Raw genomic sequence first — 17,998 nt, 5'->3', positions numbered from 1 at the left:
GTTAATTGCTGATTCAACCTGAGGTTTCGGAAATATCTTTCGTGGGAAGTGCACTCCTTGAAATATCCGCCCGTATTTCGAGGAGTGTCCCCATGAAATCCGTCCTCCGACGTGTCCTCATCCCCGTCGTCGCCGTCCTGGCCGGCCTGTTGCCCGGCGTGGTGATGGTCGACCAGGCCTCCGCAGTGACCAAGCTGAGCCAGGCCCAGGCCGAATCCTTGTTCCGTGCGGTCGGCATCACGTGGTCGTCCAGTGGTGGCTGCACCAACCGAAACAACCCCACCTGCACGTCCTTCGCGCAGATCAACGACACCACCGTGTACGGCGCTCGCACGCTGAAGACCGCCAGCGGTTGTGCGATCAACATCACCGGTGGAACCGAGACCGGCCACGCCAGCGGCACCTACAGCCACTGGAACGGCTACAAGATCGACATCTCGAAGTACACCTGTGTCGGCAACTACATCCACACCTACTTCACCCGGATCGCGGACCGTGGTGACGGCTATCCGCAGTGGCGCTCCGGCTCCGGCAACATCTACGCCGACGAAGGCAGCCACTGGGACATCACCTACTACAACTGCGGCGGCTGCTAGGGCGCAGCTACGCCTGCGTCCGCTCTGGGTGAGGCACTGGAGTGGGCGCAGGCACGAAGTACTAGGCTGCGCGGTGTGATTGCTGAGTTGTCCGGCCACACCGTGCTGGTGTTCGTCGGTATCCCCGTACTGGTCGTCGCGGTGGTGGCGCTGCTGGTGTTCGCGCCGTCGATCGCGCACGGGCCGCGTTACCGTCCGGGTCTGTCCTGGTGGGCTCCGCCGGTCTGGATCAACGGTCCGGTCGCGACCAAGCCCGACCCGGCCAACCTGCCCGAGCTGCCCGGCGCGCCGGGGACCACCGCGACCGCCGGCACCGGCGTCGCCCGCACGACCGGAGGCGCAAGTGCCAGCTGGTGACGCATTCACACCGGACCAGCTCTACGACCTCGAGCGTGCGGTCCGGCACGCCGAGGAGGTCTCCGGCCTGCACTTCTCGGTGTATGTCGGTGGTGCCGACGAGGAGACCCGTCCGTTCGCGATCGAGCTGCTGAACGAGCTCGCCGACCCCGACCACAGCGTCCTGGTGTACGTCGACCCAGCCGGACGCCGGCTGGAGATCGTCACCGGCCCCCTGGCGCGGCGGCAGCTCTCGGACAGCTCGGCCGGACTGGCCGCGTTGACCATGCAGACCTCGTTCGCGACCGGTGACCTCACCGGCGGTCTGGTCACCGGCGTTCAGCAGCTGGGCGAGCACGCGCGCCAGGCGCCGCTGCTGCACGCCAACGAGCCACACCAGCAGTGACCCAGCTCCTGCAGCCACACCGCATCGAGCTGGACGACGTCGTACTGCGCCCCTTCGTGGCCACCGACGAGGCTGCGGTCGCCGAGGCGCTGCGGGATCCGGACATCCTCCGCTGGACCGCGGGTACGGCGGTCATCCGCACGCCCGCGGATCAGCGAGCCCGGAAGTGGCTGGAGCCGCGCATCGACGGCTGGGCTCGCGGTAGCGCCGTCTTCGCCGTCGCCGACGCCGCGACCGACTACGTGCTCGCCACAGTGTCGGTCCGGGACGTGAACCGAGTCCCGGATCAGGCTGTTGTTGCGTACTGGGTCAGCCCGGCCGCCCGCGGTCGCAGGCTCGCAGCCCGCGCACTCGACGCGGCCGCCCAGTGGGCCTTCGCGCCGGATGGTCTCAGACTGCACAGGTTGTCGCTGGACCACGCACTGATCAACGAGGGCTCCTGCCACGTCGCCGTACGGGCCGGCTTCCAGCTCGAGGGCACCATGCGCGACTACTACGTCGAGCCGACCGGGGAGCGGCACGACTCGCACCTGCACTCGCGGCTGGCGACAGACCCAGCGGGTCAGCCTGGAGCAGCCGCCGGCTCGTAGGTCGGGCAGGCCGAGTTCTGGTAGGCGCGCTGTGTCTTCGGCGCCGAGCACAGGTTGAGCATCTGCTCCGATGACGTGCCGGGACCGAGGTAGACCAGCCAGGTGTTGGTGACCGGCTCCATGGCGCTGTTCGCGATCCCCGGGTACTGCCCGTTGACCAGCATCGCCTTGGCCGGTACGCCCGCCTTGATCAGCCTGACCGCGAGAGCCTTCGCGACCTGGTCCGCGTCCATGCCGGCGTCGGTCGGGTACTTGTCGATCTGGACGATCCATTGGCCACGCTTGAACGCCGGCGACTCCGCGCCGGTGTTCACCGGCGGTGCGCTCGTCTTCGGGACGGCCTTCGGCGCCGTGGACGTGGCCGGCGGTTTGCGGTCCGCCTTCGTGGTGCTCGCGTCGTCACCCGCCGCGGGTGCGGCCGGGGCCGCCGCTCCACCCGCGGGTACGTCGCCCAGCCGCAAGCCGTCGTCCGTGGGCGCCGACGGGGATCCGTTGGTCAGGATGAACCCGAACACCGCCACCAGCGCGGCGGCGGCCACGATCGCCGCACCGACCGCGCTGTGCGAGCGCTGAACCTTCCGCGGGCGCCGCGGCGGGGCATCGTCACGGCGGGCGGCAGCCTTCTGTTGTCTCCGAGCGACCCGGGCGTGCGGCCTTCGGTGATCCACAGGTGTCACGGCAAGGGCCCCTCCCAAGACTCCGTGTGCGGATGGTTCGCGTGCAGCTTAAACCGAACGAACGAATAAGTGAGTCCTTTTCAGGTGGTGAGAATCTCTTCCCAGCAAGGGAATCGCGGCCCGCGATCGCCCCATCACCATGCGCAGACGAGCAATCGTTTGACCCTCACCGGCAGCATTCGCGCTACCACTGTCCGATGCGGGCGATAATGTCCTTGACCTAGACAGCGCTCTAGTTGGTTCGCTGGCCGCATGCGCTATCTGACAATCGGAACAGACCCCGTTCGTCGCCGCCGGGTGAGCCAGATCGCCCTCGGCGCGATGCTGATGGGCACGGTCACCGACGAGTCGACGTCGTACGCGATCCTCGATCGGTACGTCGAATCGGGCGGGACCTTCATCGACACGTCCAACAACTACGCGTTCTGGATCAACGGCACCCAGGGTGGGGAGAGCGAGCAGCTACTCGGCCGCTGGCTCCGCAGCCGGGGGATCGGCGACGAGCTCACGATCGCGACCAAGGTCGGCGGACGGCCGCCGCGTCCGGCAACCCATCTCACCGAGGACCTCGAAGGTCTCTCGCCCCGCATCATCAAGGAATCCGTGGCCCGGAGTCTGGACCAACTGGGCCGCGACCGCATCGACGTGTACTACGCCCACGTCCCGGATCCCGCCGTACCCCTTGAGGAACAGGTCGAGGCGTTCGGCACGCTGGTGGCCGAAGGAACGGTCGGGATGGTCGGCCTGAGCAACTTCTGGTCCTGGCAGATCGAGCGCGCCCGGACGATGGCCGCCGCGGCCGGCTTGCCGGGGTGTGAGGTGCTCCAGCATCACCACACGTACTTCCGGGCACGGACCGACGAGGGCGGACTCCGTTCGCGCGACGGGAGCATCGGTGTCGTGGACGGGCAACTGCTGAGCTACCTGCGTGCGGAGCCCGGCCTGACCCTGGTCGCGTACACACCGTTGCTCAGTGGTGGCTATGTCCGCGCCGACAAACCCCTCGACGCTCTCTACGATCACGCCGGCACCCGGGCTCGCCGGGTCGTGCTGGATCAGGTCGTCCGGGAGACGGGCGCCACGGCGAACCAGGTGGTGCTCGCGTGGCTGATGGGCGGCGAGCTACCGATCATCCCGCTGGTCGGTGCGTCGTCGGTGGCCCAGCTCGACGAGAGCCTGGCGGCGGCCGAGCTCGAGCTCAGCGAGGATCAGCGGCAGCGGCTCGACGCAGCCGGACACAACGACTAGGTCCCGGAGGGGATGCCGTCGTACTTGGGGTGCGGTCGGGTGTCGAGGGCATCGTCCAGCCAGGCGTCGACGTCGACACCCGCGCCGAGGATGTGCCCGACATATGCCATCCGCTCGTGGCTGAGCACCTCGAGCTCCCACACGCAGGGGGCCGCTCCGATCGGGGCCGGGCGCAGGTCGTCGACGTCCATCCCGCTGAAGATGCTGAGGCGGGACTGGAAGTCCTTCGCCCAGCTCTGCACGACCAGATAGATGCCGTCGTCGCCGAGATGCAGTACGACGACGGCCAGCCCGACGGCACCCATCGCGTCGTCGAACTCGAGCTGCCGGGTCGCGGTGGCGCGCGCGACCTCGACCATCTGGTCGTCCCAGTGCCGTCCGCGGGCAGTGATGATGTAGGGCTTCACCAGACGGTGCGGATCGCGCCACGGCATCAGCGGAGTGACAGGGCGGGGTCGGTACGCCTCTGCCAGTCCGGTCAGCGCAACAGCTGCCGCACCGGCCAAGGCGGGATCAGAGGCAGGCACCGACCCAGTCTTACCGCACTGAGGCTCAACGCGACACTGCCGGTCTCAGCCACAGCTGAGACCGGCAGTGAATGGATTGACTTAGGAGACGGTGTCCTGCGCCTGCGCGGCGAGCGCCCGGGCGAGGTCGGCCTGCGCCTCGGTGACGTAGCGCAGGGTCGGTGCGTCCACCGACGAGGACTCTGTGGCGAGCCACTCGGTCAGGGCGTCCAGTGCAGCCTGGTCCGCGAGGTTGCGCGGCGACAGGTAGACCAGCACGTTCTCACCCATCGACGAGCCGAGGCGCGTGTAGACGTCCTTGGCCGCGTTCAGGTACTTCCCGACGTACGGCCGCAGCAGGTCCTCCTGGCCCGGCTGCTGGAAGCCGAGGATGGTCCGGAACTGCGTCTCGTTCGGGGTGTCCTCGGACTCCACCGCGATCCGCCAGGCCTCTTCCTTGGCCTCGGCGGTCGGCCGGGCGGCGCGCGCCTGGGCGGCCCGCTCCTGTCCGGTGATCGTGGTGTCCAGGGTGAGCTCGTCGTCGATCTCGGCGGCGTCGATCCGGCCGAGCCGGGAGAGCGCCACGATCAGCGTCCAGCGCAGATCGGTGTCGACGACCAGACCCGGTGGCAGCTCGCGGTCGTCCAGCCAGGCGACGAGCCGGTCGGCGCCGGCCGCGGAGAAGACCGCCGAGCTGTACGCGCGGGCGAACGCGAGCTGGTGGTCACTGCCCGGCTCGGCGTCGGCGAGCAGGCCCGCCACCGCCTCCTCGAACTGTGCCCGCAGGGCCGGCCGATTGGCGGGCGCGGAGTACAGGTTGATCGCGCTGGTCGCCTGCCCGAGCAGGGACCGTACGCCGGTCAGGTCGGTCTCGGCCCGGATCCCGCGCAGCACGATGCCGACGTACTGGCTGGCCGGCATCTCCGCGTCCCGGGTCATGTCCCAGGCCGCGCCCCAGGCCAATGCCCTGGGCAACGATTCCGTCAGCTGGTCGATCGACTCGACCAGGGTCGCCCGGGAGCGCTCGTCGAGCCGGATCTTGGCGTAGGTGAGGTCGTCGTCGTTCAGCAGCACCAGGTCCGGCTGGGAGGCGCCGGTGAGCTCGGGCAGCTCGGTGCGCGGCCCGTCGATGTCCACCTCGAACCGCTCGGTCCGGACCAGGCCCTCGCCGGTACGGCGGTACAGACCGACGGCGAGCCGGTGCGGTCGCAGAACCGGGAACTTCTCGGTCGCGGTCTGCTCGATTGCGAACGACGTGAAGGCACCGGAGGAGTCGACGGCGAAGTCGGCCCGCAGCGTGTTGACGCCAGCCGTCCGCAGCCACCGCTCGGTCCAGTCGTCCAGGTCGCGACCGGACGCCTTCTCCAGCGGCTTGAGCAGGTCGGTCAGCTCGGTGTTGCCGAACGCGTGGTCGGCGAAGTACTCCTTCAAGGCGGTGATGAAGGTGTCCTCACCGACGAACGCGACCAGCTGCCGCAGCGTGGAGGCGCCCTTGGCGTAGGTGATGCCGTCGAAGTTCACCTCGACCGCGTGAAAGTCGACCATGTCCGCCGCGATCGGGTGCGTCGAGGGCAGCTGGTCCTGCCGGTAGGCCCAGTTCTTCCGGGCGTTGCAGAAGGTCGTCCAGGCCCCGGCGTACTTGGTCGTGGCGACCGCCTGCGCCCAGTGGCTGGCCCACTCGGCGAACGACTCGTTCAGCCACAGGTCGTCCCACCAGGTCATCGTGACCAGGTCGCCGAACCACATGTGCGCCAGCTCGTGCAGCACCGTGTTGGCGCGGGCTTCCATCTCCGCGTGCGTGGTTCGGCTGCGGAACAGGTACTCGTCCCGGAGCGTCACGCAGCCCGCGTTCTCCATCGCGCCCATGTTGTACTCGGGCACGAAGGCCTGGTCGTACTTGTGGAACGGGTACGGCGTACCGAACGCGCTCTCGAACAGCTCGAAGCCCTGCTTGGTCACCTCGAACAGGTCGTCGACGTCCAGCGCCTCCTTCAGCGACGGACGGCACAGCAGCGACAGCGGGTACGACCCGTGCGCGCCTTCGTAGGTGTCCGTGACCACGTGGTACGGCCCGGCCACCACAGCGGTGATGTACGTCGAGATCCGCTCGGTCGGCGGGAACTCCCACCGGGCCAGCTCCTCACCGTTCTCACCGGCGTACGGCGTGGGCTCGGGAGTCGGTGCGTTCGAGATGACGACCCAGCGGGCCGGCGCGGACACGGTGAAGGTGAAAGGGGCCTTGAGGTTCGGCTGCTCGAAGGTGGTGAACACCCGGCGGGCGTCCGGCACCTCGAACTGGGTGTAGAGGTAGGTCTCCTTGTCGGCCGGGTCGACCGAGCGGTGCAGTCCCTCGCCGGTGCGCGAGTACAGGCAGTCGGCGACCACGCGGAGCTCGTTGCGCTCCGCCAGCCCGTCCAGCTGGATGCGGGCGCCGTCGTACACCGTGTCCGGATCCAGCGCCCTACCGTTCAGCGTCACCTCGCGGATCTTGTCCGCGATCAGGTCGGCGAAGGTGCTCGCGCCGGCCTCGGCCGCGAACGTGACGGTGGTCACGGACGGGAAGGTGGGCGCGCCGCTCGGGGCAGCGGTCAGGTCCAGCTCGATCGTGTAGCTGACGTCGCTGACCACGCCGGCACGGGTACGCGCCTCGTCGCGCGTCAGGTTGGTTCCAGGCATGTCGGCATCCTATGCACCTGGCTGTCGGCTTGGCTGAGGGTTTCCCCGCAACATTGGGTATTGGATACCAAGCCGGTATCTAGGGTTCTTCAACTTTGTATGATTGGGAACATGACTGCCTCTGCCGATTTCTGGTTCGACCCGGCCTGCCCCTGGGCCTGGATGACCTCTCGCTGGATGCTCGAGGTCGAGCAAGTGAGGGATGTGACGACGACCTGGCACGTGATGAGCCTGGCCGTCCTGAATGATGGACGCGACGACCTGGACGAGAAGTACAAGCAGAACCTGCGCAACCTGTGGGGTCCGGTCCGGGTGCTGATCGCTGCCGAGCAGGCGCACGGCAACGAGGTGCTGCTGCCGCTCTACACCGCCCTCGGTCAGCGGATCCATGTCGCCGGCCGCGGCATCGGCGACGGCAAGGGTGACGTGGTCAAGGAGGCCCTCGAGGAGGTCGGTCTGCCGGCGTCGCTGATCGAGGCCGCCGACTCCGACAAGTACGACGACGCGCTGAAGAAGTCGCACCACGCCGGCATCGACCTGGTCGGGATGGAGGTCGGCACGCCGGTCATCTCGGTCGAGGGCACGGCGTTCTTCGGTCCGGTCGTGACGCCCGCACCGAAGGGCGAGGCGGCCGGCAAGCTCTGGGACGGCGTCCGCCTGGTCGCCGGCACCGAGGGCTTCTTCGAGATCAAGCGCACTCGAGACCGCGGACCGATCTTCGACTGATTCGGTGTGTGGTCCAGAGATGACCCTGCGTGATGAACTGCCCGCACTCGGTGCGGACGATGTCGCCGTACCTGCGGGAGTGACGGCCGGCATCGCCGTCTTCGACCGCCGGAGCGGGCAGTTCGCACAGCAGTTGAACGCCGATCATCGGTTCCGGTCGGCGTCCGTGGTGAAGCTGCTGATCGTGCTCGACTTCCTCTGGGACCGGGGTCCGGCGTACGCCGTGCCGCCCGCGGACCGGACCCGGCTCGAGGCGATGCTGCGCAGCAGTGACGACGACGCCGCGAGCTACTACTGGGACCACCTCGGCGGCGCGGCGATCGTCGACCGGATGGTGGCCCGGCTCGGCCTGACCCACACGGCCGGGCCGCCGGCCACCCATCCGGGCTTCTGGGGGTATGTCGCCATCACGGCCGCCGACACGGTCCGGATCTATCGATACATCCTCGACCAGGCTCCGGCGCCGGTGCGCGAGTACGTGATGGACCTGCTGCACCGGCCGACCCGTCACGGCACCGACGGCTTCGATCAGTACTTCGGGATCGCCTCGGTCTTCGAACCGGACTTCAGCATCAAACAGGGCTGGTCCGGTTTCCAAGGCTCGAGTGGCTATCGCTCCGACAAGGCCAAGCCGACGGACGTGCCGGTGGACCTGGTCAGCGAGGCACTGCACACCACTGGGACCGTCGGGCCGGACGACCGGACCATCGTGGCCGTGTTCACGCTGCATCCGGCGGGAACGGAGTACGAGAAGGCCTACGCGGAGGTCACGCGGCTGGCCGCAGCGCTGACTGTGCCCGGCGTGCCGGACCGTCGGTAGGAGGTGCAACACTTCTGGCCATGCGAGTGCACATCGGCTCCGACCACGCCGGCTTCGAACTGAAGAACCACCTGGTCCAGCACCTCACAGCTGCCGGGCACGACGTCGAGGACCACGGCCCGGCCGTGTACGACGCCGTCGACGACTATCCGCCGTACTGCCTGCGGACCGGTGAGGCGGTGATCCAGGAGCCGGGCAGCCTCGGCGTCGTGATCGGCGGCTCGGGGAACGGCGAGCAGATCGCCGCCAACAAGGTGGAGGGGATCCGGGCGATCCTGGCCTGGAGCACCGACACCGCACGGCTCGGCCGCGAGCACAACAATGCCAACGTGATCAGTGTCGGGGCGCGGATGCACTCCGCGGAGGAGGCGACGGGCTTCGTCGACACGTTCCTGGCCACCGAGTACTCCGGCGAGGAGCGGCACACCCGCCGGATCGACATGCTGTCGGCCTACGAGTCGACCGGCGAGCTCCCGCCGGTCTCCTGACCCTCCGGCTTGTCGGTGTCCGCGTCCTTCTTCGGTTGCACCGGCCGGCGGTTGACCGGCTGGCGCGGGCGGGAGACGTCCCGGGCCCGCATCGACCGGGCGGTGCCGACCACCGCCGGAGTGGGCGGACCACTCCGGCCCTTGGCTCCACCAGTTATCCCCATATGAGGAATCATGCCTGAAGGTCACACCCTGCACCGGCTGGCGAACGACGTCTGGGACGCGTTCGGCGGCCGTCCGGTCCTGGCGACCAGCCCGCAGGGCCGGTTCGTCGAAGGCGCCGCCCTGCTGAACGGACACGTGCTGCGGCAGACCGAGGCGCACGGCAAGCACTTCCTCGCCGACTTCGAGGGCGCCGGCTGGCTGCACATCCACCTCGGCCTGATCGGCAAGATGGACATCTTTCCGGCGCCGGTGCCCGAACCTGTCGGCCAGGTCCGCCTCCGCCTGCAGAACGCCACGTCGTACGCCGATCTGCGCGGAGCGACCGTGGTCGAGGTGCTGACCGACGGTGAACGCGAGAGCCTGATCGCCCGGCTCGGTCCGGACCCGCTGCGCGACGACGCGGACCCCGAGCTGGCGTGGAAGCGGATCCATCGCAGCAAGCTGCCGATCGGCCGGCTGTTGATGGACCAGGAGGTGCTGAGCGGCGTCGGCAACGTCTACCGGGCCGAAGTGCTGTTCCGGGCGAAGCTGCACCCGATGACGCCGGGGCACCTGGTCAAGAAACGCGAGTGGCAGGGCATGTGGGACGACCTGCTCCAGCTGATGAAGTACGGCGTCGAGACCGGCCGGATCGACACCGTGACGGACGACCACACCCCAGAGGCCATGGGCCGTGACCCGCGCCGCGACGATCATGGCGGTGAGGTCTACGTGTACCGGCGGCAGGGACAGCGGTGCTACGTCTGCCAGTCGGTGATCCGGACCGAGATCCTGGCCGGGCGCAACTTGTTCTGGTGCCCCAAATGCCAGCGCACCGGTCTCACGCGCAAGAGCTGACTTTCATCAGTTGGGTTACGACTTTATGCGCGGACCAGGTAGTGCCGTTATCTTCTTCACACCATGAGGACGAGCGGCGGTCTCGCTGAGGTACGACGAATCGGCCGCCGGGTCGAGTCGCTGGGACGGCGCGCCCGCCGGTCCCACCGGCTCGCTTTCGTCGTGCTGACGCTGACGTCGATCGCCATCGCCGTCTCCGGTTTCGTTTGGCAGACCTCCGTGCCTACCTCCTTGCTGATCATCCCGCTGGTGGTCGGCGGCCTGCTGCTGAGGTTCCGTGAGTTGGTGGCGCTCACCATGGTCACGGTGACGTTCGGTGCGTTCGTCGTGTTGTCACGCGGACCGACGATGCCCCGGGTCGGCTTCGTCCTGGTCCTCGCGATCGTCGGCTGGATCATGCTCACCAGCGCGAAGGTACGCAGCCGGCTCGGGGTGCCCGGCACCCGTGGCGAGTCGATGCTGATGGAGCTGCGCGACATCCTCACCGCGCAAGGCGTGTTGCCGGACCTGCCGGCCGGCTGGCTCGTCGACGTGGCGATCCAGTCCGCCGGTGGGTCGACGTTCTCCGGCGACTTCGTGGTGTCGACGACCCGCGGTGATCTGCTCGAGGTCGCGCTGGTCGATGTCTCGGGCAAGGGAATCGACGCCGGGACGCGGGCACTGTTGTTGTCGGGTGCCTTCGGTGGACTGCTCGGCGTCGTCCCGGTCGAGGAGTTCCTACCGTCGGCGAACCGCTACATCCGCCGGCAGAACTGGGACGACGACTTCGCCACGGTCGTCCATGTCGTGATCGACGTGCAGACCGGCGAGTTCGACGTACGCACGGCCGGACATCCGCCGGCGATCCAGTTCGACGCGTGGTCGGGGCGGTGGCAGACGCGGGACGCCGACGGGCCGTTGCTCGGGCTGATGGAGGCGCCGGAGTTCCCGGCGAACCACGGGCAGCTGAAGTTGGGCGACGCGCTCTTCCTGTACAGCGACGGCATGGTCGAGACCCCGCGACGCGACATCGGCCGCGGCACCGACCGTCTCGTCGGGCACGCGGAACGCCTTGTGGCACAGGGCTTCCAGGGCGGTGCGGCCGAGCTCGTCGCATCCGCCGGCGGACCCGGCGACGACTCCGCGATCGTCATCATCCACCGCATGGCGCACGGCTAGCAGAGCTTGTCCCCGCGATGGCGTAGCCTGCTCGGTCGTGACGATCGATCGGTTGGGCGACTCCCTCGACCAGGCGGTGTCCACGGCCGCGGACGGGGACCGAGCGGCGCCGGAGGTGTCGTTCGAGGAACTGGTCGCGCTGATGCCGGACGCGATCCGCGAAGTGTTCCCGCCGGCCCGGTGGCAGCTGGAGAAGCTGTGGGCGCTCGACCTGAAGGTCGAACCGGTCGAGATCGCGGATCTGGTCTGGATGTTCGACCTGCCGCTGTGGCAGCTGGACGGCGAACGCTTCAAGGTCACCCCGAACCAGGTCGCCGCGACCCCGATGAACTTCCGCGCCCACTACCAGCGGGTGATGGATGCCGATCTCGACCACCCGATCAACCTGGTCGCCTACCGCGGCCGCCTCGTCGTCCTCGACGGCGTCCATCGGCTCCTCAAGGCCCATTTCCTCCGTCGCCGCTGGATCGAGGCCACCATCGCCACGGCCACCCAGCTCCGGTCCTGCGCTCCCTGAGGCGCAAGCGGTGACTTGCACATCACCTCCGGAGTTGGCAGGGTGGTGGGCATGGAGAGCGTGGAGCGTGAGGTGTACGTCGAGGCGCGGCCGGAGGTCGTGTGGGCGGCGGTGGCTCAGCCAGAGGGCTTTGCCCGGTGGTACGCGTTCGGTGGGGCGGAGATCGATCTGCGGCCGGGTGGGCGGCTGGTGATGCGGTGGGACGAGCACGGGGAGTACCTCGGCTTCGTCGAGAAGGTCGAGCCGGGGCGGCGGTTCGCCTATCGGTACGCCGTCGAGCCGGGCGTCGAGCCCGCGCCGGGGAACTCGAACCTCGTGGAGTTCACATTGACACCCGAGGGCGAGGGGACTCGGTTGCGGGTGGTGGAGTCCGGGTTCGAGCGGCTGGAAGTGTCGCCGGACGAGCAGGTCAGGCGGGCCGAGGAGTCCGAGCAGGGGTGGGACGGTGCGCTCGCGGCGCTGACGGAGTTGGCGCCGACGCTGTGACAATCGGCAGGGATCCTTCGTCTGCCGATGCCGGGGGCGCCGTCGTTCGTGTCGACGGCGTGCTCGAGGCGCTGGGTGATCCCACCCGCCGGATCGTGGTCGAGTTGCTGGCCGCCGGCGGTGGGCGGACTGCGACCTCGCTCGCGGGCGAGCTCCCGGTCACGAGACAGGCCGTCGTGCAGCATCTCGCCGTACTGCGCGACGCCGGCCTGGTTGACAGTCGCCGCGAGGGCCGCGAGGTCCGCTTCGAGCTCCGGCCGACAGCACTGACGGCGACCGCGGCCTGGATGGCGGACGTCGCTGCCGCCTGGGACCACCGCCTCAAGATCATCCAGGAGATCGCGACGACTCCCGACACGCCATGAATTGTTGATGTTGACATGTCATCATTACACTTGACGGTATGACACCGAACGCTGACGAGTACGCCCCGAGCCCGACCGACTGGGTTCGCACCATGGTCGAGAAGATCGAGGACGCCGGGACCACCGACGTCGCAGACATCATCGGACTGCCTGTGGTGCTGCTGACGATGCGTGGTGCCAGGTCCGGCAAGATCCGGAAGGTCCCGCTGATGCGGGTCGAGCACCACGGTGTGTACGCCGCGGTCGCGTCGCTCGGCGGTGCGCCGAAGCACCCGGTCTGGTACTACAACCTGAAGGCCGACCCGAAGCTCACTCTCCAGGACGGTGACGTGACCAGGGAGTACGTCGCCCGCGAGATCGAGGGCGCGGAGTACGACGAGTGGTGGGAGCGGTCCGTCGCCGCCTACCCGCCGTACGCGGACTACCAGACCAAGACCAGCCGGAAGATCCCGCAGTTCCTGCTGGACCCGGTCAAGTAAACGATCGATCGGTGTGCGCGGTCGGCGTTAAGACCGCGCACAGATCCGGCGTGGTAGCACGACCGGTCACGGGGTCGGGCCCGGGCCTGTGAGACGCTGGCGACGGCGGGGTCGAATGGATCCGGCCCGGCGCGCTGCGTCGACGGAGTTCTGGGAGTCGTCCTGACCACACACGACGCGGTGCAGGAACCGTTCGTCGGGTCGACGCGGTTGCGTCTGGCCGGACTGGCACTGCATGCCTATACCGCGAGCGGAACGGTGCTCGCGCTGCTGATCGTCATCGCCGCCATCGACGGCGACGCCGTCCGCGCACTCTGGCTCGGCCTGGCGGCCCTGGTGATCGACGGGACGGACGGGATGCTCGCCCGCCGGCTGCGGGTGAAGGAGACCATCCCGTGGTTCGACGGCGCGATGCTGGACAACATCGTCGACTACCTGACCTACGCGTTCGCCCCGATCGTGCTGCTCTGGACCGGGGACTACCTACCCAACGGCGGCTGGGGCGCGGTGCTGGCGGCGTTGCCGTTGCTTGCCTCCAGCTACCAGTTCTGCCGGGTCGACGCGAAGACCGACGACCACTTCTTCCTGGGCTTCCCCAGCTACTGGAACGTGGTCGCCTTCTACGTCGTGGTCCTCGGCCTCAGCCCGTTCACCACCGGCGTGATCCTGGTCGTCTGCTCGGTGCTGGTCTTCATCCCGGTGAAGTACGTCTACCCCTCGCGGACCAAGGCGTTCCGGACGATGAACCTGCTCACGACCGCGGTCTGGCTCGCGTCGTACGCCGTACTCCTCGCGCAGATGCCGGATCCGAACGCGATCGTGGTCGCGGTCTCGCTGGCCTACCTCCTGTACTACGGAGTCCTCAGCTTGTACCTGACGTTCTGGGTGCCTCGGCGCAAGGTCGCCTGAGTGGTCCTAGGTCTCGGCGCGGCGCTCGGTGCCGCGGTGCTGTTCGGTGTCGCCTCGATTCTGCAGGCGGTCGGCTCGCGCAGGGTCCCGACCGAGTCCGAGCTGGATCCGCGGCGACTCGGTGGGTTCGTGGCGGCGCTGCTCAGACAGCCCGCCTTCGTCGGCGCCCTGGTGCTGAACCTGGCGGGTTTCGGACTGCACTTCGTTGCCCTGCGCCTCCTTCCGCTCTACCTCGCCCAGGCCGGCATCGCGGCCAGTCTGGTCGTGACCGCGCTGCTCGCCACCCGCTTGATGTCGGATCAGCTCAGTGCGCTCGAATGGTCGGCCGTGATCGCAGTCTGCGTCGGCCTCGGGCTGCTGGCGGTATCGGCGGGTTCGGCGGGGGACAGCGCCCAGCATCACGGGCTGACGGTCGGCCTGATCATCGGCCTCATCACCATCGCCGTCCTCGGCGCCCTCGCGAGCCGCTCCCAGCACGGCGTCTCCACGGCTCTGCTCGGGATGCTCGCCGGACTCGGGTACGCCGGCGTCGCGATCTCGGCGCGGCTCCTGCAGGACGGCTCGATCGGCGAGTTGCTGCGCAGCCCTACGACGTACACCCTGCCGATCAGTGGCGCACTGGCCTTTCTTTTGTACTCGCTGGCGCTGCAACGCGGTTCGGTGACGCTGGCAACCACGCCGATGATCGCCCTCCAAACCATCACCCCCGCGGTCGTCGGCGTCTTCGTCCTCGACGACGCCGTCCGCGCCGGCTGGTGGCCCGGTGCAATAGCCGGCTTCGCCCTCTCAGCCGTCGGCTCCCTGATCCTCGTCCGCTTCGAATCAGTCAAAGACCCCCAGCCCAGCTAGCACTAGCGGGTGGCCCACTTCCACGGCGGTTCGTCGAGGGGGCGCTGGTCGGCGATCGTCGTGGCGCCGTGGTCTTTGATCAGCTCGATGGTGTGGACGTCGTCGGCGAGTGCTTCGAGGGCTGCGACGAACGGGCGGGAGTGGGTGACGACGATGACTTGAGCCTCCTTGGCGGCGGTGATGACGAGATTGGCCAACGCCGGCAGGAGATCCGGGTGCAGGCTCGTCTCGGGCTCGTTGAGCACCAGGAGCTCCGGCGGTCGCGGGGTCAGCAGCGCCGCCACCCAGAGCAGGTATCGGAGCGTCCCGTCCGACAACTCGGCGCCCGACAACGGCCGGAGCAGACCGTGCTGCCGGAAGGCGAGCTCGAATCGGCCGCCGGCGTTGACGATCTCCACCCTGCTACCCGGGAACGCGAGCTCGATGGCGTCGTCGAGGGCGCCCTTCGAGCCGATCTCCCAGATCGTCTGGAGTGCGGCGGCGAGATCGCCACCCTCCGGGCCGAGGATGGGCGTCCGGGTGCCAATCTGTGCTCGGCGAGCCGGAGCGTCCGCGTCGGTGCGTAGGTGGTCGTAGAACCGCCAGGCCCGCATCCGCTCGCGCAGCGCGAGCAACTCGGGCGCGCGCTGCGGATCGGCGAACTCGCTGAGCATGCTGTCGAACGGCTGCAGCACATGCCCGCCGTCCTGCCACCGGCCGCCGTCGTCCCGGATGCGCGCCCCACCGCCTCCTCGCTCCATCAACAGAGCGGCAGGTCGCAGGAACGGCCCGGCCCAGAGGGACTCCCGCTTGATCTCGGGGTCGAGGTTGAACGCCGAGGGCTCACCACGCACGCCGAGCGTCGGCACCGGCATCCCGAAGTCCACCGCGTAGCCGTAGTCGTCGGACGCGAACCCCATCCGCAGTGCCACCGGCCCGGTCCGCACAGTGCCTTGGATCGGGCGGTCTTTGCGGACATGTTCCGGGCCGGCCCACAGCGTCGACTGCAGGCCGCCTTCGCGAGCCAGGGCGGCGACCGCGCCGTTCCGCGAGGCATCCGCGAGCAGCCGGAGCGCCCGATACAGGCTGGATTTGCCGGTCCCGTTCGCTCCGGTCACCACGTTCAGCCCGCGCAGCGGCATCACGACCCGTCGCAACGACCGGTAGTTCTCCACCGCCAGCGTGGTCAGCATGACGGCCACGCTACCGACCTGCTCGGACAGAACCGAGTGGAGCGGGCGCGTGGGGAAACCCACGCGCCCGCAGCCACGATGGGGTCAGGCCAGGGAGTCTTCCCAGGCTTGGTGCAGGCCGGCGTAGTGGCCGTTGGTGGTGACGAGGCTGTCAGGGGCGCCGTCCTCGATGATGCGGCCGTACTCGAGGACGATGACCCGGTCGGCCGTCTCGACCGTGGACAACCGGTGCGCGATGACGATCGCCGTACGGTCGGCCAGGATGGTCCGCAGCGCGCGCTGGATCAGCCGCTCGCTGGGGATGTCCAGGCTCGACGTCGCCTCGTCCAGGATCAGTACGGCGGGATCCGCGAGGAACGCCCGGGCGAACGCGACCAGCTGCCGCTGACCCGCGGACAACCGGCTGCCGCGCTTCTCCACCGCGGTCTCGTACCCGTTCGGCAGCGCCATGATGAAGTCGTGCGCGCCGATCACCTTGGCCGCCTCGACCACCTCCTCCAGCGTCGCGTCCGGCTTGCCGAACCGGATGTTGTCGGCGACCGACCCGGTGAACAGGAAGTTCTCCTGCGTCACCATCACGACCCGCTCGCGCAGGTCGTCCTCGGTGAGGTCCCGCAGGTCCACGCCGTCAAGCAGCACGTGGCCGCCGGTCGGGTCGTAGAACCGCGCCACCAGCTTGGCGATCGTGGTCTTGCCGGCTCCCGTCGTACCGACGAGAGCGAGGGTCTGACCGGCCGGGACGTCGAGCTGGAGGCCGGGCAGTACCTTGACGCCGTCGACGTACTGGAACTCGACGTTCCGCAGTTCCAGGTGACCTCGAGCGCGGCCCGGCTTGGCCGGCTCGAGGGGCTCCGGTACGTCGGGCGTCTCGTTGAGGACGCCGGACAGCTTCTCCAGCGCCGCACTCGCGGACAGGAAGGTGTTGTAGAACTGCGTGATGTCCTGCAGCGGCTCGAAGAACTGCCGCAGGTAGAGCAGGAACGCGGTCAGTACGCCGACCGTGACGTGACCGTGGTACGCCTGGTAACCGCCGTACGCCAGGATCGCGACGATGGTGATGTTGCCGACGCCCTTGATCGACGGCATGAAGATCGCGTTCAGCCGGAACGACTCCAGGTTCGCCTTCCGGTACTTGTCGTTGACGCCGTGGAAGATCTCCTCGTTGCGCGGCTCGCGGCGGAAGGCCTGCACCGCGCGGATCCCGGTCATCGACTCGACGAAGTGCACGATCACGAGTACGACGGCCTCGCGGGTCTGCCGGTACACGACGGCCGACCGCTTCCGGAACCAGGCGGTCAGCACAAGCAGCGCGGGGAACGACAGCAGCGCGAGCAGACCGAGCTTGACGTCCAGTGTGAGCAGCAGGATCGACGTACCGATCAGGGTCAGCAGAGCCGTGACCAGACCGTCGAAGCCGGTCGCCAGCATCTCGTCGATCACGCCGACGTCGGACGTCAGCCGCGAGATCACCCGGCCGGACGTGAACTTGTCGTGGAACGACGGGCTGAGCCGCTGGAAGTGGTCGAACACCCGGCGGCGCAGACCGAGCAGGATGGTCTGGCCGAGCTTGCCGGACCGCATCAGGAACAGCTGCCGTGCCCACGCCTGCAGCAGGGCCATCGCCAGGACGACAGCGACGACCGTGATCAGTTGCCGCGACCCCTCGCCGGCCAGGATCGGCGGAATGCCGTTGTCGATGCCGAGGTGGACCAGGTAGGGGATCGCGAGGCGGGCGCCGTTCTCGACCACGACGATCACCACCAGCAGCCAGATCATCTTCTGGTGCGGCCGGAGCAGCTCACCGAGCAGCTTGCGGGAGTCCTCCTTGAGCCGAACGGTCGTTGCCCTCGACAACTCCCGGTCGGGGTCGTCCTCGAAGACTCCCCGCCACGACTGCTCCGGGGTCTCCTGCTCGTTCTTTCGCGTCTCGTCCTGAGGAGGTGTTTGCTGGGTCGTGGTCATCGGGCCTCCCGGACTGGACTGAGGAGCGCA

General features: G+C 68.5%; 22 protein-coding genes. 16 read left to right on the top strand and 6 right to left on the bottom strand.

What is annotated here, in order from left to right; all coding sequences use genetic code 11:
* Positions 1 to 92 precede the first annotated feature (92 nt).
* The 4 genes from OG876_RS43105 (at position 93) to OG876_RS43090 (ending at position 1,928) form a co-directional block, all read left to right on the top strand.
* The gene (locus OG876_RS43105; RefSeq protein ID WP_328522526.1) at positions 93 to 596 is read left to right on the top strand and encodes a hypothetical protein; all 504 of its coding nucleotides are present in this window, start codon (positions 93 to 95) and stop codon (positions 594 to 596) included.
* Between the two features lie 75 nt (positions 597 to 671).
* Entirely contained in the window at positions 672 to 953 is a 282-nt protein-coding gene (ctaJ, locus tag OG876_RS43100; protein ID WP_328522525.1) for an aa3-type cytochrome oxidase subunit CtaJ, read from the top strand.
* Positions 940 to 1,338 carry a DUF5130 family protein gene (locus tag OG876_RS43095; protein ID WP_328522524.1) on the top strand — a complete coding sequence of 133 codons (399 nt, stop codon included), beginning with the start codon at positions 940 to 942 and terminating at the stop codon, positions 1,336 to 1,338. The genes ctaJ and OG876_RS43095 overlap by 14 nt, the downstream gene beginning before the upstream one ends.
* Entirely contained in the window at positions 1,335 to 1,928 is a 594-nt protein-coding gene (locus OG876_RS43090; RefSeq protein WP_328522523.1) for a GNAT family N-acetyltransferase, read from the top strand. Before OG876_RS43095 ends, OG876_RS43090 begins: the two co-directional genes overlap by 4 nt.
* On the opposite strand, the gene OG876_RS43085 is transcribed toward OG876_RS43090, so the two are convergent.
* Positions 1,901 to 2,605, bottom strand: coding sequence for a hypothetical protein (locus OG876_RS43085; protein ID WP_328522522.1), 705 nt, complete (start codon positions 2,603 to 2,605; stop codon positions 1,901 to 1,903). The genes OG876_RS43090 and OG876_RS43085 overlap by 28 nt on opposite strands.
* 252 nt (positions 2,606 to 2,857) lie before the next feature.
* On the opposite strand from OG876_RS43085, the gene OG876_RS43080 reads away from it, so the two are divergent.
* Entirely contained in the window at positions 2,858 to 3,853 is a 996-nt protein-coding gene (locus OG876_RS43080; protein WP_328522521.1) for an aldo/keto reductase, read from the top strand.
* Here OG876_RS43080 and OG876_RS43075 read toward each other — a convergent pair.
* On the bottom strand, positions 3,850 to 4,380 hold the full coding sequence (locus OG876_RS43075; RefSeq protein WP_328522520.1) for a hypothetical protein: 531 nt from the start codon (positions 4,378 to 4,380) through the stop codon (positions 3,850 to 3,852). The two genes, OG876_RS43080 and OG876_RS43075, sit on opposite strands and share 4 nt — an antisense overlap.
* Before the next feature lie 81 nt (positions 4,381 to 4,461).
* Positions 4,462 to 7,035 carry an aminopeptidase N gene (pepN, locus tag OG876_RS43070; RefSeq protein ID WP_328522519.1) on the bottom strand — a complete coding sequence of 858 codons (2,574 nt, stop codon included), beginning with the start codon at positions 7,033 to 7,035 and terminating at the stop codon, positions 4,462 to 4,464.
* A 111-nt stretch (positions 7,036 to 7,146) separates the two neighbouring features.
* On the opposite strand from pepN, the gene OG876_RS43065 reads away from it, so the two are divergent.
* From OG876_RS43065 to OG876_RS43055, 3 genes are read left to right on the top strand one after another with little or no spacing between them, the layout of a single operon-like run.
* Positions 7,147 to 7,761 (top strand): mycothiol-dependent nitroreductase Rv2466c family protein, encoded by a 615-nt coding sequence (locus tag OG876_RS43065; RefSeq protein WP_328522518.1) that lies wholly within the window; start codon positions 7,147 to 7,149, stop codon positions 7,759 to 7,761.
* Positions 7,762 to 7,780: 19 nt separating this feature from the next.
* Positions 7,781 to 8,581 carry a hypothetical protein gene (locus OG876_RS43060; protein ID WP_328522517.1) on the top strand — a complete coding sequence of 267 codons (801 nt, stop codon included), beginning with the start codon at positions 7,781 to 7,783 and terminating at the stop codon, positions 8,579 to 8,581.
* A gap of 20 nt (positions 8,582 to 8,601) precedes the next feature.
* The gene (locus OG876_RS43055; protein ID WP_328522516.1) at positions 8,602 to 9,069 is read left to right on the top strand and encodes a ribose-5-phosphate isomerase; all 468 of its coding nucleotides are present in this window, start codon (positions 8,602 to 8,604) and stop codon (positions 9,067 to 9,069) included.
* On the opposite strand, the gene OG876_RS43050 is transcribed toward OG876_RS43055, so the two are convergent.
* Entirely contained in the window at positions 9,033 to 9,233 is a 201-nt protein-coding gene (locus tag OG876_RS43050; protein ID WP_328522515.1) for a hypothetical protein, read from the bottom strand. The two genes, OG876_RS43055 and OG876_RS43050, sit on opposite strands and share 37 nt — an antisense overlap.
* A 10-nt stretch (positions 9,234 to 9,243) precedes the next feature.
* Here OG876_RS43050 and OG876_RS43045 point away from each other — a divergent pair, with 10 nt between their 5' ends.
* The 8 genes from OG876_RS43045 to OG876_RS43010 all read left to right on the top strand — a co-directional run bounded on the left by OG876_RS43045 (position 9,244) and on the right by OG876_RS43010 (position 14,834).
* Positions 9,244 to 10,071 (top strand): Fpg/Nei family DNA glycosylase, encoded by an 828-nt coding sequence (locus OG876_RS43045; protein ID WP_328522514.1) that lies wholly within the window; start codon positions 9,244 to 9,246, stop codon positions 10,069 to 10,071.
* A 63-nt stretch (positions 10,072 to 10,134) separates the two neighbouring features.
* Positions 10,135 to 11,229, top strand: coding sequence for a PP2C family protein-serine/threonine phosphatase (locus tag OG876_RS43040; protein WP_328522513.1), 1,095 nt, complete (start codon positions 10,135 to 10,137; stop codon positions 11,227 to 11,229).
* Positions 11,230 to 11,266: 37 nt separating this feature from the next.
* Positions 11,267 to 11,746 (top strand): hypothetical protein, encoded by a 480-nt coding sequence (locus OG876_RS43035; RefSeq protein ID WP_328522512.1) that lies wholly within the window; start codon positions 11,267 to 11,269, stop codon positions 11,744 to 11,746.
* A gap of 51 nt (positions 11,747 to 11,797) precedes the next feature.
* Positions 11,798 to 12,232, top strand: coding sequence for an SRPBCC domain-containing protein (locus tag OG876_RS43030; protein ID WP_328522511.1), 435 nt, complete (start codon positions 11,798 to 11,800; stop codon positions 12,230 to 12,232).
* Positions 12,229 to 12,597, top strand: a complete 369-nt coding sequence (locus OG876_RS43025) for an ArsR/SmtB family transcription factor (RefSeq protein ID WP_328522510.1) — start codon at positions 12,229 to 12,231, stop codon at positions 12,595 to 12,597. The genes OG876_RS43030 and OG876_RS43025 overlap by 4 nt, the downstream gene beginning before the upstream one ends.
* Positions 12,598 to 12,635: 38 nt before the next feature.
* Positions 12,636 to 13,076: a nitroreductase family deazaflavin-dependent oxidoreductase gene (locus tag OG876_RS43020; RefSeq protein ID WP_328522509.1), complete on the top strand. Its 441-nt coding sequence runs from the start codon at positions 12,636 to 12,638 to the stop codon at positions 13,074 to 13,076.
* Between the two features lie 180 nt (positions 13,077 to 13,256).
* A complete protein-coding gene (locus OG876_RS43015; RefSeq protein WP_328522508.1) occupies positions 13,257 to 13,985 on the top strand; it encodes a CDP-alcohol phosphatidyltransferase family protein in 729 nt (242 codons plus the stop codon).
* The gene (locus OG876_RS43010; RefSeq protein ID WP_328522507.1) at positions 13,986 to 14,834 is read left to right on the top strand and encodes a hypothetical protein; all 849 of its coding nucleotides are present in this window, start codon (positions 13,986 to 13,988) and stop codon (positions 14,832 to 14,834) included.
* Between the two features lie 2 nt (positions 14,835 to 14,836).
* Here the strand turns inward: OG876_RS43010 and OG876_RS43005 are convergent, their stop codons facing one another.
* Together OG876_RS43005 and OG876_RS43000 are read right to left on the bottom strand one after the other, a co-directional pair.
* Entirely contained in the window at positions 14,837 to 16,006 is a 1,170-nt protein-coding gene (locus OG876_RS43005; protein WP_328522506.1) for an AAA family ATPase, read from the bottom strand.
* An 84-nt stretch (positions 16,007 to 16,090) separates the two neighbouring features.
* A complete protein-coding gene (locus OG876_RS43000) occupies positions 16,091 to 17,968 on the bottom strand; it encodes an ABC transporter ATP-binding protein (RefSeq protein WP_328522505.1) in 1,878 nt (625 codons plus the stop codon).
* Positions 17,969 to 17,998: the final 30 nt, after the last annotated feature.

The organism is Kribbella sp. NBC_00359 (assembly GCF_036097425.1).
Taxonomy (GTDB): Bacteria; Actinomycetota; Actinomycetes; order Propionibacteriales; family Kribbellaceae; genus Kribbella.
Note: the sequence above shows the minus strand (reverse complement) of the source record. Positions and strands in the feature narration are given on the sequence as shown.

Excerpts from the sequence above, each read along its gene's own strand:
- OG876_RS43045 (WP_328522514.1), top strand. The coding sequence starts at position 9,244 with ATGCCTGAAGGTCACACCCTGCACCGGCTGGCGAACGACGTCTGGGAC.
- OG876_RS43055 (WP_328522516.1), top strand. The coding sequence starts at position 8,602 with ATGCGAGTGCACATCGGCTCCGACCACGCCGGCTTCGAACTGAAGAAC.
- pepN (WP_328522519.1), bottom strand. The coding sequence starts at position 7,035 with ATGCCTGGAACCAACCTGACGCGCGACGAGGCGCGTACCCGTGCCGGC.
- OG876_RS43065 (WP_328522518.1), top strand. The coding sequence starts at position 7,147 with ATGACTGCCTCTGCCGATTTCTGGTTCGACCCGGCCTGCCCCTGGGCC.
- OG876_RS43060 (WP_328522517.1), top strand. The coding sequence starts at position 7,781 with ATGACCCTGCGTGATGAACTGCCCGCACTCGGTGCGGACGATGTCGCC.
- OG876_RS43030 (WP_328522511.1), top strand. The coding sequence starts at position 11,798 with ATGGAGAGCGTGGAGCGTGAGGTGTACGTCGAGGCGCGGCCGGAGGTC.
- OG876_RS43080 (WP_328522521.1), top strand. The coding sequence starts at position 2,858 with ATGCGCTATCTGACAATCGGAACAGACCCCGTTCGTCGCCGCCGGGTG.
- OG876_RS43050 (WP_328522515.1), bottom strand. The coding sequence starts at position 9,233 with ATGGGGATAACTGGTGGAGCCAAGGGCCGGAGTGGTCCGCCCACTCCG.
- OG876_RS43005 (WP_328522506.1), bottom strand. The coding sequence starts at position 16,006 with ATGCTGACCACGCTGGCGGTGGAGAACTACCGGTCGTTGCGACGGGTC.
- OG876_RS43000 (WP_328522505.1), bottom strand. The coding sequence starts at position 17,968 with ATGACCACGACCCAGCAAACACCTCCTCAGGACGAGACGCGAAAGAAC.
- OG876_RS43040 (WP_328522513.1), top strand. The coding sequence starts at position 10,135 with ATGAGGACGAGCGGCGGTCTCGCTGAGGTACGACGAATCGGCCGCCGG.
- OG876_RS43105 (WP_328522526.1), top strand. The coding sequence starts at position 93 with ATGAAATCCGTCCTCCGACGTGTCCTCATCCCCGTCGTCGCCGTCCTG.
- OG876_RS43020 (WP_328522509.1), top strand. The coding sequence starts at position 12,636 with ATGACACCGAACGCTGACGAGTACGCCCCGAGCCCGACCGACTGGGTT.